The organism is Corynebacterium sp. HMSC065H09, assembly GCF_001812845.1.
Taxonomy (GTDB): Bacteria; Actinomycetota; Actinomycetes; order Mycobacteriales; family Mycobacteriaceae; genus Corynebacterium; species Corynebacterium jeikeium_D.
This window is the reverse complement of sequence record NZ_KV810590.1, coordinates 20315-35190: the sequence shown is the minus strand read 5'-3', so window position 1 is coordinate 35190 and position 14876 is coordinate 20315. Positions and strand designations below refer to the sequence as shown.

Here is a 14876-nt window from a genome sequence, read left to right as displayed (position 1 = left end):
AGCAGCTTCCTTGCCAATAGCTCGGCAAGTTCCCCTATAGCTGGCACCCCCAGTGGTTTTTCAGGAGTCCCTACCCAGAAAGCCGAGAATTAAACCACGCGACGCAGGCCCGAGAAGCCCAGAAAGTGAGATGGATGTGAATACGCGAACTCAGCTGTCAGCCGTACAGCACCCTAAACTCACTGCCGTCCGGCGCAAGAACCGCCGGCAGCTGGCGCTGGCCTGCTGCTTCCTCACCTTCGCAGCCACGGCCACCAGCTGTGCCAACAGCGAAAGCGAGGAGGTTGCCGCGACGCAAACCTCGTCGTCAAGCCAACTTACTACGGTGTCGACGACGAGTTCGCCGACAACGACGGGACCAAAGGTTCGAGAAGGCGGTACGCCGCGCATCGGGCACCTGTGCCCGAACCAGACCGGCGAAATACGAATGAGCGCCAACGGCCAGAATCTTGAATGCGCACAAGTCGGCGAGCAGGAAGTGTGGACGGTGCTGCAGCAAACCCCCGCGAACCCGACATCGCAGCAAATGTGGATCTCCACTACTCCGACGACCACTGAGCCACTGCCTCAGGAACCTGAGCCGACGACTCCGAGTGAGAGCACAACGGAGACAAGTGAGACGGAGAGCTCGACGACCTCTGATTCTTCCACGCCGCCCGATACTTCAACGACTCCGACAACCTCCGGCGAGCCGACAGAATCGGAATCGGAGCAAGAAGAGCGGCCGAGCGAAGATAATCAAGGGCTCACTGGCCTGTTCCGCTAGCTTCGTCTCTGGCTGCGAGGTTCGTCGGCTCGGGACTTAGTTAGGTAAGGTGCACTAGCTCGCCCTAAAACACCAAAATCCGCTGCAACAATACTGCAGCGGATTTTTGTGATTGCAGAATCACTCAGGCAGCGGCGAGCCTGAAGGAAACTTCGGCTCGCCACCGCACAGCAGAAATCGTGGCGCTCCCCTACTTGCGGTGACGGCGGTTGTAGAACGGCGTCGGAACGACGGTGGCGGTAATGTCGGCGCCTTCAACGGTCAGCTCCGTGCCAGTGGAGGACTGCCAACGCTGAACGTATGCAAAACCGATGGGGTGACCCAAAGTCGGCGACACCTTGGCGGAAGTCAGCACGCCAACCTCGTTACCTTCCGCATCAATGAGCTTGGTGCCACGCTTCGGAGCTTCATCACCGGAGAAACGCAGACCAACCAGTAGCTCCTTCGACTGCGGACGATTAATCAGTGCGTTGCGACCAATAAACTGCCCCTTGGTCGGCCCCATGATGGACTTCAGGCCGGCCTCCAGCGGAGTGCGGTCGCGAGTCAGCTCGTAGCCATAGAGCGGCATACCGGCCTCAAGACGCAGGGTGTCGCGGCAGGCCAGACCACACGGCAGCAGGCCGAGGTCAGCGCCGTTGTCAGCCGGATCCTCCGGGTTTTCCACCTTGCCACCTGCTGCAATGATTGCACGCCAGACCTCGACGGCGCGGTCAGCCGGCGGGAAGATCTCGAAGCCGTCCTCACCGGTGTAGCCGGTTCGGGCAACAATCATTTCCACACCTGCGACCTCGAGCAGGGTGCAAGAGTAGTAGTTCATGCCATCGAGAGTCGCGTGCAGATCCTGCGGCAGCAGACGGCGCAGAAGCTTCGCAGCCTTCGGCCCCTGAATGGCCAGGAGCACATTCTTGTCATTCATGCTCTCAACCTGGACGTTGTAGCCACCAACGCGCTCGCGCAGCGTCGAGTACACATCTTCAGCGGCTGCGGCATTCTGCACCAGCATGAATTCGTGACTACCGAGGCGGTAAATGATGAGGTCATCAATAATGCCGCCGTCTTCCTGCACAATCATGGTGTACTTGGCACGGCCCAACGCCAGCGGCTTGATTGCCGAAATCAGGGAGTGTGCAAGGAACGCCGCCGCATCCTCACCAGTGACGCGGATGATACCCATCAGCGACAGGTCGAAAATACCAACGGCCTCACGCACTGCGTTGTGCTCTGCAATTTCCGAAGAGTAGCGGAACGGCACTTCGTAGCCACCAACATTGCGCATTTCTGCGCCAAGGCTTACGTGCTCATCATGCAGGGCGCTACGGAAAGAATTGTTGTTCTCAGAAGCGCCAGAATTGTCAGTCATACACACTCCAATTATTGCGGTGGGGCAAACCAGATTGTTACCTTCCCACCTTATATCTAAGACTCCGTGCTCGCTTCCGCGAGCCCCTGCGGATCCAGGGCAACAGGCCCGTCCATTAACTATCATGCACTGATTCGCACATGCTTGACGACGACCCCGCGCCCACCACAAAGGCCCCGCTACCAGTGACGATAACGGGGCCTTTGCATTTGTCTATTCAGTTAATTGCGATTGGCTGAGCTGTTCGGGCAGCGTTGCCAGCCAAGGACGCAGTGGTTATTAGTGATCAACCGCAGCCTCGGTGCCAACACCGGTCAGGGAGCGAACTTCCATCTCAGCTGCCAGGTCATCGAAGTTATCCGGCTTGCCCATGTAGGTGGCGATGATGCCAGCCAGGAACGCCAGCGGGATTGCGAGCAGACCCGGCGAGGTCAGCGGGAACCAGGAGAAGTCAACCGACGGAATCATCGAGGACTCGCTGCCGGAAACTGCCGGGGAGAAGATAATCAGAACCAGCGAGGCGATGACACCGGTGTACATGGAGGCAACTGCGCCTGCGGTGTTGAAGCGCTTCCAGAACAGGGACATCAGGATGGTTGGTACGTTTGCGGATGCTGCCACTGCGAAGGCCAGCGACACCAAGAAGGCGACGTTCTGCCCCATGGCCAGGATGCCGAGGATAATGGCGACAACGCCCAGCACGATTACGGTAATGCGGGAGACACGAACCTGCTCGGCTTCCGTGGCCTGTCCCTTGCGGATCACGGCCTGGTAGAGGTCCTGGCCGACAGACGCGGAAGCGGTAATTGCCAGACCAGCGACCACGGCCAGCACGGTAGCGAACGCCACTGCGGAAATCACTGCCATGAAGATGGAGCCACCGATTTCGAAGGCCAGCAGCGGAGCTGCAGCGTTGGCTCCGCCCGGGGCGGCGTTGATTCGGTCCGGACCAACAAGTGCGGCGGCGCCATAACCGAGTACCAGGGTCAACAGGTAGAAACCACCGATGAGGATGATTGCCCAGGTCACGGACTTACGAGCTTCCTTTGCAGTCGGCACCGTGTAGAAGCGCATGAGCACGTGCGGCAGACCAGCAACACCGAGGACCAGTGCCAGGCCCAGAGAGACGAAGTCCAGCTGCTGAACGAAGGAGCCGCCGTACTTCAGACCCGGCTCAAGAATGGCGGAGGCTTCGTAGCCCTTCTCGGCGATGTGATCCGAGCTCGCGTGCATGTCCACTGCGTCCTGCAGGAGCTGGGAGAAGTTACCCTTAACGCCAACCAGGATGATCAGAGTCATGATGATGACAGCACCGACCAGCAGGACGGCCTTAATCATCTGCACGTAAGTCGTGCCCTTCATACCACCGATGAGAACGTAAGCAACCATGATGATGCCGACGACCGCGACAACGATGGACTGCTGAGTGGAGTCGTGAATGTTGAGCAGCACGGCGACCAGGGAACCTGCACCGGCCATCTGCGCGATGAGGTAGAACAGGGTCACCGCGAGGGTCGAGATAGCAGCCGCAGTACGTACCGGGCGCTGCTTAAGACGGAAGGACAGCACGTCGGCCATGGTGAACTTACCGACGTTACGCAGCGGCTCTGCAACCAACAGCAGCGCGACCAGCCAGGCTACGAAGAAGCCGATGGAGTAAAGGAATCCGTCGTAACCAGTCAGCGCAATGGCGCCGACGATACCGAGGAAGGAAGCCGCCGAGAGGTAGTCACCCGCAATGGCAAGACCGTTTTGGGTACCGGAGAACTGTGCGCCACCGGTGTAAAAGTCTGATGCTCCCTTGTTTCCGCCCTTGCCCACTCGAGTAACGATGAACATGGTCGCAACAATGAAGGCGACGAAGACCGCGATGTTGAGAATCGGGTTACCTGCTGCTGCAGTGTCATCTGCAGCAAAGAAACTAGTCAGCATGCCTATGCCTCCTTCTTTGCGACGATTTCAGCGATTTCTCCGCTTTCCAGTGCCTCGCGCAGCTCTGCCTGCATCGGCTCAAGCTTCTTGTTGGCGAAGTTGATGTACACCCAGGTGATGGCGAAGGTGGTCACGAACTGGAGCAGACCAAGGACGATGCCCAGGTTGATATTGCCCAGTACGGGAGTCGCCATGAGATCCGGCGCGAACGTCGCAAGCAAAACGAATGCGATGTACCACACCAGACCTGCGACGGTCATCGGGATGGCGAAAGAACGGAATGTAGAGCGGAGCTCTTGGAACTGCGCTGAGTTTTGCACGTAGCGGTACTCGGCCGCCTGTGGCTTATGCCGGTCTGTCGGCAAGGGAGTTGCGGACACGGGCTAATCCTTTCCAGGAAGTTATGCAGGTGTTCGTAATGAGGTTCAGCACAGCCACCCCGAGGGTGTGCCATGCACCACATTTTTCATTATGTGTGGAAACAAAGTTACCTGGAACACAGTTAGCAAAGAAGTTAAATGCGGCTAACTACTTCTCAGCGAGCCTTAAGGCACCCCCAAAAACGCCATTACCTGCATACTTAGGCGCCGTTTTTACTACCCCCATTTACGCCGTTGTACTCGTGTTCTCCGCTTCTTCCGGCAATGGCTTACTCTGACGCCACCACCACAGCGCTTCGATAATGACCGCGCCGATGGCCCCCACGATCAGCGCGGGAATCAACAGCTCCCGCCCTACCCAGTACAGATTAAGCACTGTGGCCACTGAACGAACCGAGAAGATGAACAGGTAGGCTCCTGCCGATACCGCCAGCAACAGAACCTTCCACCAGGTGTATGGCCTAGCCACGACCACCAAAACCCAAAATGCCGAAACAATCAGCACAATGAGGGTCGCAGTAGACGCCTCCCCTCGTGCCGCATCGCTGGCGTCGACTCCCGGGTTTGCCCACAACCAAAACATGAAGGTCAACAACCCCACCGTGATGCCCGCCGGTATCGCTAAGCGCAACACGCGCCGCACGAAACCATCGCGCGCACGCTCCAAGTTAGGAGCCAACGACAGCACGAACGCCGGGATTCCAATTGTGAACCAACCCGTAATCGTCACGTGAATCGGCTCGAATGGATAATCCATCCCCCACAGCCCCACAGCCAGCGCCAGCACCACCGAGTAGATGGTCTTCGTCAAAAAGAGGTTGGCCACACGCTCGATATTGCCAATGACGCGACGCCCCTCCGCCACAATCATCGGCATCACGGCGAAGCGATTATCCAACAGCACCAACTGCGCAACCGAACGTGTCGCCGGCGCCCCATCGCCCATAGCCACGCCCAGGTTCGCCGCTTTTAGCGCCAGCACATCATTGACACCATCACCGGTCATCGCCACATGATGCCCCCGCGACTGCAGCGCATGAACCATATCGCGCTTATTCTCCGCCGTGACACGGCCGAAGATCTGCCGCGACTCCACAATGTCTGCGAACTCGTTGCGGATCTCGGTGGGCTTGGCTTCGCTATTCTCATCGCGGCTGACCGGAAGCTCAGACGCATCGACAGGATTGTTAGCCCCCTCCATTTCCAGCTCACGTGCAACAGCCCCCACGGAGCGGTCATTGTCACCAGAAATGACCTTGACCTCGACGCCTTCTTCATAGAAGTAGGCCACCGTGTCCGCCGCATCTGAACGCACCTTCTGCCCCAGCACGACAAGTGCGACTGGCTCCAACTCCACCTCGCCACTCTTCCGCAGCGCACCGCCGGGCAGGTCATCTGCCCCAACTGAGGTCCGCGCGAGCAGGAGCACACGAAGTCCTTCCTCCATAAGCTCCCGAGCTTTCTGCATGCCGACCGCGGAGTCGTCGACAAGCACATCGGGCGCGCCGAAAACCCACGTCGCACCGCCGTGATACGTCAGCGCCGACCACTTATTCGCCGAGGTAAAGGGGCGGGTTTTGGTTTGTTCATGCTTTACGACGCCCCCTGCGTCCGCAAGCCCCTCGAGCAGTGCACGAGCCGTTGCGTTGGGGCGATCGTCGAGCTTGCACAGATCGATGAGTGCGGAGTCGACCTCATCGCGGGAGGTACCGTCACCCGATACGATGTCGACTTCCACTAGCTGCATCGCATTTTCAGTGAGCGTGCCAGTTTTGTCGACACACACGGTGTCGACACGCGCGAGACCTTCGATGGCGGGCAACTCATTGACCAGCACGCGATGTCGCCCCAAGCGCACCACCCCAAGGGCAAATGCGATGGTGGTCATGAGGACAAGCCCCTCAGGAACCATGGGCACCAGCGTGGCGACCATCCCCAGCAGCGCATCGTTGAAATCATCGCCGGCGACAAAGAGCTGCGTATAGATTGCCAAGGCGCCGACGGGAATGAGAATCCAGGAAATGTAGGTCAGGATCTTGTTGATGCCGCGGAAGAGCTGGGAATCAGTCAGCGTGAATTTGTTGGCCTCAGCTGCGAGCTTGGCGGCGTAAGCCTCCTTGCCCACTTTGGTGGCCTGATATCGCGCCGACCCCACCACGACCGAGGAACCCGAGTAGACCATGTCCCCAACGCTCTTATCGACGGCATCGGATTCACCGGTGAGAGAGGACTCATCGACAGCCACGTCAGAGGCGTAGCGGAGAATACCGTCAACGACGATTTGGTCACCGGGACCAACCTCGATGAGATCGTCGAGGACGACGGACTCGCGGTCGATCTCGCGAGCAGGCTCCCCGTCGCGAATGACCATGGGTTTTGCACGGCCGACAATGGAAAGCTTGTCCAGTGTGCGCTTGGCACGCAGTTCTTGGATGATGCCGACGATAGAGTTGGCGATAATCAGCAGACCAAAGGCACCGTTGACGATTGAGCCGGTATAGAGCACGACTGCGAATAAAACAGCGAGAATACCGTTAATCCGGGTAAACACATTGGCACGGATAATGTCCCACACACTGCGCCCGGATGTTGGCGGCAGCTCGTTGACGTGCCCCAACTCGATGCGTTGCTGGACCTGCTGTTGAGTAAGACCACTGTCGGGAGTTTTCCACGAGCCCATGCCTGCCTACCCTATTCGCCTAATTGCTGAACCTATTCGACCTATTTGCCAATGAAATTTGGTTCGCGCTTTTCGGCTCGCGCCTTCGATGCCTCCGCAGCATCCTCGGAAGCCCACACCGTGTCGTAGAGCTCCTGCTGGTAGTCCTTCAACGGGCTATGTGTCTCATCGTCGTTGAGCACTGCCTTGTGGTAGGCCAGCGACAGGGGCGCGTAGGTGGCGATACGAAGCGCTACCTCCTCCGCCTTGTCCGGACCACCAAGGTAGGAAGCCAGACCACAACCGCGGGCGGCTTCCTGATCCATGCGCTCGGCCGCCAACAAAATAGTGCGGGCGCGGGCACCGCCGACGAGTACGCGTACGCGGCGAATTGTCCAGGCATCGACAGCGATACCGAGCTTGACCGGCGGAATCATAAACCAGCCGCGCTCACCCACGACGCGCAAATCAGCTGCCATCGCCAGCTGCATGCCAGCGCCGACAGCCGGCCCCTGCACATCCGCAATAACCACCAGACGGCTGGCCTCGATTGTGCGCAGCATTCGACGGAGCTGTTCGTGGAAGGAATCTTCATGGTGCTGGCCACTCAGGTCGGCGCCCGCACAGAAAGCGCGGCCTTCGCCGCGCAGCAGGATAACGCGCTGCTCTGGAACCTCAGCGGCAGCTTCCACCGCATCGGCGATGTCACGACACACGTCGGCAGTCAGGGAGTTGCGCTTATGATCTCGGTCGATGGTGATAGTGACAATTGCGCCGTCGGCTTCGACGCGGATTTCAGATGCTGGGTTCGTCATAGCATTTAGGCTACCCGCGAAACACCAATAGTGATGGGGCTATAAGCAAATCTAAATTCGCTTATTCGTTGCCGAATACCCGCGGGTCGCCACTCAGGCGCCCGTCGGCACGCGCCATCGACGCAATCGTTTCCATGTCCTCGTCGGTGAGCTCAAAGTCGGTGACCTGAAAGTTCTCCTTGATGCGCGACGGCGTGCCCGACTTCGGGATGGCCACGATGCCACGCTGAAGGTGCCAGCGGATAGCAACTTGGGCGGGAGTTTTACCCAGGCGATCTGCGATTTCAGCAATCGGCGAGCCCTCAAAGTACTTCGCGCGCCCCAACGGCGACCAAGCCTGCGTGACAATACCGCGACGACGATCGTCTTCAACCTGCTCATTCTGCGGGAACTGCGGATGCAGCTCAATCTGGTTGACCACCGGAGTCTCCGAGAGCTGGTCGAGCACCTCTGGGTAAAAGTTCGCCACACCAACCGAGCGAATCAGCCCCTCACGATTGAGCTCCAGCAGCGTATCGAAACACTGCCCAAACGTCCCCTGCTTCTCCACCGGCCAGTGCACAAGCACCAGGTCAACGTAGTCAAGGCTGAGCCGTTCTAAAGATGCCCGCACGGACTCGCGCGTCGCCGCCGACCCCTGCGCATCGTTCCAGACCTTCGTGGTCACGAAGATATCTTCACGCTTTACGACGTTCGCAGCGACCGCATCAGCAATACCCTGCCCAACCCCTCGCTCATTGCGATAGAGCGATGCGGTGTCGATGTGGCGGTAGCCGATTTCCAGGGCGTAGCGCACGGATTCGCGCGCCTGCTCATCGTCAAGCTTGTAGGTACCGAACCCCAGAATCGGGATGGCGTTGCCATCGACCATTTCCACGTTGGCAATTCCGGTTGTCGCTGCATCGTACTTCAGATTGAGTGTGGTCATGCCAACCGAGTGTACGGACTGAAAATTTTTTAGATTTTTTCTACCCCGCTGACCTGCGGTTTAGAAAGGTGAGTGCGCTTCATTTTGTTGCGAACAGTTGACGTAGCGTTGTGTTTATATAACACTTTGGAGTGTGTCCCCAAAGATTAAACCCAAAGAACCGATATTCAACAGAATTTCAGTGCTGCGGGCAGAACACGGACTCAGCCGAGCCGAACTAGCCAAACAAGTAGAGGTCAATCCTCAAACGATTGGCGCGTTGGAGCGAGGTGACCACTACCCCAGCTTGGATCTGGCATTTCGCATCTGCGCGGTGTTCGATCTCCCCGTTGAGGCGGTGTTTTCTCGCGAGGAATTCAAGCCCATGTCCTCTGCCCTATACCGAAAGGAAAGCTAACGATGCCAGCTATTCGGACTGAAGACGCAACACCGAACTTTTTCGAAAAGCTAGAAGCCCGGCGCGAAGCGAAGTACACAAAGCGTGTCGAGCAGATGTCGAGCTGGTTGCCCAAGTGGCGCAACCAGGCGGCGCGGCGGAAGCTGGTCATCGCATTCGAGGTGTGCCTTGTGCTGATGCTGCTGAGCGGCATCGCGCTTCTCGGTAGCCTGACCGATATTTTCCCGGGATGGCTTTCTCTGCTCTGGCCAGTGATTTCCCTCATTATGGTCGTCGTCTGGACCAGCCTCAACATCACAGTCGACATGGTTGACAGCGCACCGACCTCGCTACTGGACGAATACCAGCAGGAACAGATTCTGAACCTGCGGGGGCTGACATATCGCTGCTTCACCTACTTCGGCTTGGTGGCCTTCCTTGCTCTCGTTCTGGTGGGCACCTATGTCCTGAACGCGCAACCTGACTGGGGACGCTACATTCCGTACAGCTTCGGAATCTTCGGAATTATCGCTTTCCTCTACATTTCCACGCTGCCCACCGTCGTCTACGCCTGGAATCTGCGCGACGACTAGTACGGGCTCAAAAACTCATATCCCTCCTCTGCCCTTCACTCCTCAATCTAAGGATCACCATGAACAGCCTCATTATTGACGGGCTTGAGAAGTCCTACGGAGACCTGCAGGTTCTCCGTGGCATGAGCTTCCAAGTTCACCCTGGAGAAATCTACGGCTTCGTCGGCTCTAACGGTGCCGGCAAGACCACCACTATGCGCATTGCCCTGGGCGTGCTGGCCACCGATAAAGGCGAGGTGCGCATCGGCGATACCCCGATGAATGACTCGCTGCGCCGCACGATTGGCTACATGCCAGAAGAACGCGGCCTCTACCCCAAGGCTGAAGTCCGCAAGCAGCTGATTTACTTTGCTCGCCTACACGGTGTGCCCACCAAGCGCGCGGAATCCAATGCCGACAACTTGTTGGAGCGCCTCGGTCTCACCGAGCGTGCCAACGACAAGGTCGACACGCTCTCGCTCGGCAATCAGCAGCGCGTGCAGCTGGCAGCCTCCCTCGTCCACGACCCAGAAATACTAGTCCTCGACGAGCCCTTCTCTGGTCTCGACCCAGTTGCGGTCAAGGTGATGAGCTCCGTACTCAAGGAGTACGCCGACCGCGGCACCCCGATTGTGTTCTCTTCCCACCAGCTCGACCTTGTCGAGCGCATGTGTGACCGCGTCGGCATCATCCGCGACGGCCGCATGCTCGTGGAAGGCACTGTTGATGAGCTGCGAGCACGGGGCCCACGGGCTTTCGTCGTCAAGCTCGATGGTGCGCCCCAGGATTGGGCGACCTCCGTCGAGGGCGTGACAAGCGTGGAGCGTGATACCCATGGTGCCACCGTCGTTCACCTCGATTCCAACGCCCCCGCCGACACCGACCAGAAGCTGCTACACAGCGCGATGGCAGCGGGAACGGTCCGTTCGTTTGGACCTCTGCAAATTCCACTTACCGAGCTCTACCAGGAGGCCGTACAGCAATGAGCACCAACACTTACAACGCCTCAACGGCCGTCAAGACTGTTTTCGTCCGCGAACTCCGCGAGCATCTGCTGAAGAAAAGCTCGCTAATCACGCTCATCATCATGGCAGTGGCGGCCGTCGGCGGTATCTTCGTTGCCGACTACATGACCTCCAAGTCCGATAATGACACCGTAAAAATCGCGGTCGTCGGAGAAGCGCCGTTCGCGGACTCTCTCGCCGACGCTACCGCCGAAATAAAGGATGCTGAAGGCGCGGATGCCGCAGCCGGCGCATTTGCCACAGCATCGCTCTCACCGTTGGAGATTACGTCCGCGGCAGACGACAAGGCCGCTCGCGCTGCCGTCACCGACGGCGACGCCGACGCCGCTCTCGTCCCCGACACCGCAGAAGGCAAGGAGGGCTCGTGGAAGCTGCTTGCCGACGACGCCCCATCCTGGCTGGCCCCAATGCTGCAGGAATCGCTGCAGAAACAAAATGAAGCCATGCTGCTCAGCGAAAACGGAATCAACCCCAGCGAGTTTTTCTCCAAGACTCAAAGCGCAGCCGTGTCGGTGGAGTCGCTGGATGAAGCCAAAGACGAGAAGATGCCCGCAGTGGTCATCACACTGATTGGTGTGATGGTCATGATGACCGCCATCCTCGTCTTCGGCGGCGCGGTGGCCACCAGCGTCATCGAGGAGAAGTCCTCCCGCGTCATCGAGATCATTCTCTCGACCGTTCGCCCGGCGCACCTGCTGGCTGGCAAGATCCTCGGCGCCGGTCTGGCTGGCATCATCATGATGAGCGTGCTGACCGCCAGCGCCGCAGTTGCCCTCATGATTACCGGATTGGCGGAGAGCTTCGATGTGCCGTGGTCCGCAGTCTGGCTGCTGGTCCCGTGCTTCATCCTCGGTTACTTCTTCTTCGCCGCGCTGTATGCAGCCTCCGCATCCTTGGTCAGCCGTATGGAAGATTTCCAGGGCGCACAGATGCCGGTACTGGTGTTCTCGCTGATCACGATGTATGTTCCGCTGTTTGGCTGGAGCAAGCTGGACTCTACCGTCATGCAGATTGCAGCGTGGATTCCACCGGTTTCCATCACCACTGCCCCGATGCAGTACGCCGTTGGCAACTTCTCCGCACTCCAGTTGGCGGCTTCGCTGCTAATCATGGTTGTGGGAGTAGCCGCAGTCATCGCACTCGCCGCCTGGATCTACCCGCGCAATGTCCTGCGCACCGGTGCCGCGGTCAGCTGGAAGAAGGCTCTGACAGCCAAGAGCTAGCCCCAGCCCTGCCCAAAAGAGCGTGGCTCCTTCGGCCACGGTCACCTAAAACCGAATAATCGTCAATCGCGTAGTTTGCTCAGCGCACCTTATAGGCCTTTGCGCAGCGCACCTTATAGACCATGGTCCGCCGCAAACTTCGCGATTTTTCCTGTCTCGCCATAGGAGGTCTGCGCCCCCACGCCTGTCGCCGCATGAGCCGAGACCACCGCCGCAAGACGAGCTGCCGTCACCACATCATCGCCCGCGGCCAACGCGGTGAGGACCGTACCCATGTACGCATCACCGCAGCCCGTGGTGTCCACGACCTCGATGGGCAGCGCTGGAATGCGAGTGACTGCCACCTCGCTTTCCGACGTCCTCAAGACCGCAGACCCCTCCCCGCCAAGTGTGACAATGGCCGTGGAAATCCCGTGTTCGTCGGCAAGCACGCGCCCAACCGCATCCCACTGACCGTGCTCGCAACCGGCGACCGCGCGCTCGGAGCCGATGATGGCTGCGAGTTCGTGCTCGTTGACAATGAGGACATCGACCAGCGCGAGCAGATCCTCACTGACCGCCCGAATCGGCGACAGGTTGAACACCACCGGCACACCCGCATCGTGGGCAATCTGTGCGGCGGCCAGGACAGCCTCATCACAAATCTCCAGGCACAGACCGAGGCACCCAGCCCGCTGAATCTTGTCCGCATGACTGCGCACCATCTCAGCATCGACTTCACCATTGGCGCCAGCGGAGATGACAATGAAATTCTCCGCCGCGTCATCGACGACAATCATGGCTGTACCAGTGGCGGAGTCGGCGGTCTCAACTGCGGAGATGTCCACGTGAGCGTCGGTAAGCGCGTCGCGCAGCAACTGCGCGTTGGGATCCGAACCGACCGCGCCGACCAGTTCCACGGCCGCGCCCAGTCTTCCAGCCGTCGCCGCCTGATTCGCCGACTTACCGCCCGGCAGAATGCGCAGAGGACTGCCCTCGATAGTCTCGCCACCATGCGGCAGGCGCTTCACGGTGACAGTCAGGTCTGCGTTGATGGAACCGACGACACATACGTTTGGCCTCTGTTCAGCCAGCTCGGTGAGGCGCTCAGTAATCGGCATTGGTTCGACTCCTCGGTAGTGCGGACACGTTTGTTCCGACAATAGCGCTACCCCTTTCCGCCCACCATCAACTAAGCCGGTTTACCCCTTGTTTACTACCGTGGAGGTATGGCTAGAATCAGCGCCCAACAAGTAATAGATACCGTCCTCGACCACGGAAGTTTCACCTCCTGGGACGGCGCGCCCGAGCATGGCAACATCGACGAGTCCTACCGCGGCACACTGTCCCGAGCCTCTGAGAAAACCGGTCTCGATGAGGCCGTTATCACCGGTGAAGGCACCGTCGGCGGCAAGCGCGTCGCCGTCATCTGTTCTGAGTTCGGCTTCCTCGGCGGTTCTATCGGCGCCGCAACCGCTCGTCGTATTATTCGCAGCATCGAGCGCGCGACTGCGGAGCAGCTGCCCCTGTTGCTCTCCCCGACCTCGGGCGGCACTCGCATGCAGGAGGGCACTGCGGCGTTCGCGCTCATGATCTCTATTACCACCGCAGTGGCGCGCCACAAGGATTCTCACTTGCCATTCCTGGTGTACCTGCGCAATCCCACCACCGGTGGTGTCATGGCGTCGTGGGGGTCGGCAGGCCACTTCACCTTCGCAGAGCCCGGCGCGCTTCTTGGCTTCCTCGGCCCGCGCGTCGTCGAGCTCGCTACCGGCGAACCCATGCCCGAAGGCGTTCAGACCTCCGAGAACCTGTTCAAGCAGGGCATTATCGACGGCATCATTCCGCTCGAAGGTCTGCGCGGCGCTGTCCGCCGCACCATCGACGTGCTTGCCGACGGAGACCCCAGCGAACCCACCCCACCGCCAGTAGCAGCCATTGACGGTTGCGATACCTGGGAAGCTATCCTGCGCACCCGCGATACTTCTCGTCCAGGTGGCGGCGACATTATCGATGCCCTTGTCGACTGCTCCGTGCCGATTTCCGGCACTGGCGATGGCCACAAGTCGCTGTCGGTTCGGGCTCGCCTGGCGCGGATTGGTGAGCGGCCGGTGATTCTGGTCGCCCAGGATCGCCATAACCAGCCGCCGCTGGGCACGCATCCAATGGGGCCGGGTTCGCTGCGTTTTGCCCGCCGTGCGATGCGCATCGCGGAAAGCCTGAACATTCCGCTGGTCACGGTCATTGACACCCCAGGCGCTGAGTTGACCAAGGACGCCGAGGAAAATGCCATGGCCGGCGAGATTGCCCGCACCTTGACCACGCTGGTGAACTTGAAGGTTCCGACCGTGTCACTCATTCTCGGCCAGGGCTGCGGTGGCGGTGCGCTGGCCATGCTGCCCTCTGACCGCGTGCTGGCAATGCACGATGCCTGGATGTCTCCGTTGCCGCCGGAGGGTGCTTCGGCGATTATCTACCGAGACACCGAGCATGCCCCGGAAATGATGGAGGAGCAGGGCGTTGGCGCCGAGGCCATGCTGAAGACCGGGGTCATCGACGAGATTGTGGCCGAACCTGAGAATCCGGCCGAACTGCCCCGCCGTGCTCTGAGTGCTATCGAGCACGCCCTCTGGGAGCTAGAGAAGAATCCGGCTCGCGTTGGCCGTGAGCAGCGTTTCGACCACTACCGTCGCTTCGCGCTGAGCGAGTAAGGGGGCTGGGGCCTGGTGTGGGGCTGGCGTGGGGCTGGTTTGGGCCTTCAGCCCCCCACCCCAACCTCAGAAAGCAAGAAAGTGACTGAGTTTATGACACTTTTGGGCAATTTTTCACGCCTGAAGTGTCATAAACGCAGTCACTTT

At 59.4% G+C, this 14876-nt stretch carries 13 protein-coding genes; 6 read left to right on the top strand and 7 right to left on the bottom strand.

Features of this window, described 5'->3' with window-relative positions:
• Positions 1-130: 130 nt before the first annotated feature.
• Positions 131-766, top strand: a complete 636-nt coding sequence (locus HMPREF2878_RS07275) for a hypothetical protein (RefSeq protein ID WP_070653147.1) — start codon at positions 131-133, stop codon at positions 764-766.
• Positions 767-956: 190 nt separating this feature from the next.
• Here HMPREF2878_RS07275 and gcvT read toward each other — a convergent pair whose 3' ends face one another.
• The 6 genes from gcvT to HMPREF2878_RS07245 all read right to left on the bottom strand — a co-directional run bounded on the left by gcvT (position 957) and on the right by HMPREF2878_RS07245 (position 8843).
• A complete protein-coding gene (gene gcvT / locus HMPREF2878_RS07270) occupies positions 957-2129 on the bottom strand; it encodes a glycine cleavage system aminomethyltransferase GcvT (RefSeq protein ID WP_070602777.1) in 1173 nt (390 codons plus the stop codon).
• Between the two features lie 279 nt (positions 2130-2408).
• Positions 2409-4061 (bottom strand): solute symporter family protein, encoded by a 1653-nt coding sequence (locus HMPREF2878_RS07265; RefSeq protein ID WP_016423297.1) that lies wholly within the window; start codon positions 4059-4061, stop codon positions 2409-2411.
• Between the two features lie 2 nt (positions 4062-4063).
• Entirely contained in the window at positions 4064-4441 is a 378-nt protein-coding gene (locus HMPREF2878_RS07260) for a DUF485 domain-containing protein (RefSeq protein WP_070437585.1), read from the bottom strand.
• A 226-nt stretch (positions 4442-4667) separates the two neighbouring features.
• Entirely contained in the window at positions 4668-7121 is a 2454-nt protein-coding gene (locus HMPREF2878_RS07255; protein ID WP_070653145.1) for an HAD-IC family P-type ATPase, read from the bottom strand.
• 41 nt (positions 7122-7162) lie between these two features.
• Positions 7163-7915, bottom strand: coding sequence for an enoyl-CoA hydratase (locus tag HMPREF2878_RS07250; protein ID WP_048733677.1), 753 nt, complete (start codon positions 7913-7915; stop codon positions 7163-7165).
• Positions 7916-7976: 61 nt separating this feature from the next.
• The gene (locus tag HMPREF2878_RS07245; RefSeq protein ID WP_069359658.1) at positions 7977-8843 is read right to left on the bottom strand and encodes an aldo/keto reductase; all 867 of its coding nucleotides are present in this window, start codon (positions 8841-8843) and stop codon (positions 7977-7979) included.
• Between the two features lie 133 nt (positions 8844-8976).
• Here HMPREF2878_RS07245 and HMPREF2878_RS07240 point away from each other — a divergent pair, with 133 nt between their 5' ends.
• From HMPREF2878_RS07240 to HMPREF2878_RS07225, 4 genes are read left to right on the top strand one after another with little or no spacing between them, the layout of a single operon-like run.
• Positions 8977-9240 (top strand): helix-turn-helix transcriptional regulator, encoded by a 264-nt coding sequence (locus tag HMPREF2878_RS07240; RefSeq protein WP_042388879.1) that lies wholly within the window; start codon positions 8977-8979, stop codon positions 9238-9240.
• Between the two features lie 2 nt (positions 9241-9242).
• Positions 9243-9812 carry a hypothetical protein gene (locus tag HMPREF2878_RS07235; RefSeq protein ID WP_049189717.1) on the top strand — a complete coding sequence of 190 codons (570 nt, stop codon included), beginning with the start codon at positions 9243-9245 and terminating at the stop codon, positions 9810-9812.
• Positions 9813-9871: 59 nt separating this feature from the next.
• Positions 9872-10777, top strand: a complete 906-nt coding sequence (locus HMPREF2878_RS07230) for an ABC transporter ATP-binding protein (protein ID WP_069359659.1) — start codon at positions 9872-9874, stop codon at positions 10775-10777.
• Positions 10774-12039 (top strand): ABC transporter permease, encoded by a 1266-nt coding sequence (locus tag HMPREF2878_RS07225; protein ID WP_016423304.1) that lies wholly within the window; start codon positions 10774-10776, stop codon positions 12037-12039. The genes HMPREF2878_RS07230 and HMPREF2878_RS07225 overlap by 4 nt, the downstream gene beginning before the upstream one ends.
• A gap of 113 nt (positions 12040-12152) precedes the next feature.
• Here the strand turns inward: HMPREF2878_RS07225 and HMPREF2878_RS07220 are convergent, their stop codons facing one another.
• Positions 12153-13139 (bottom strand): ribokinase, encoded by a 987-nt coding sequence (locus HMPREF2878_RS07220; protein ID WP_070653143.1) that lies wholly within the window; start codon positions 13137-13139, stop codon positions 12153-12155.
• A gap of 108 nt (positions 13140-13247) precedes the next feature.
• Between HMPREF2878_RS07220 and HMPREF2878_RS07215 the strand changes: the two genes are divergently transcribed.
• Positions 13248-14729 (top strand): carboxyl transferase domain-containing protein, encoded by a 1482-nt coding sequence (locus tag HMPREF2878_RS07215; RefSeq protein WP_070653141.1) that lies wholly within the window; start codon positions 13248-13250, stop codon positions 14727-14729.
• Positions 14730-14876 lie beyond the last annotated feature (147 nt).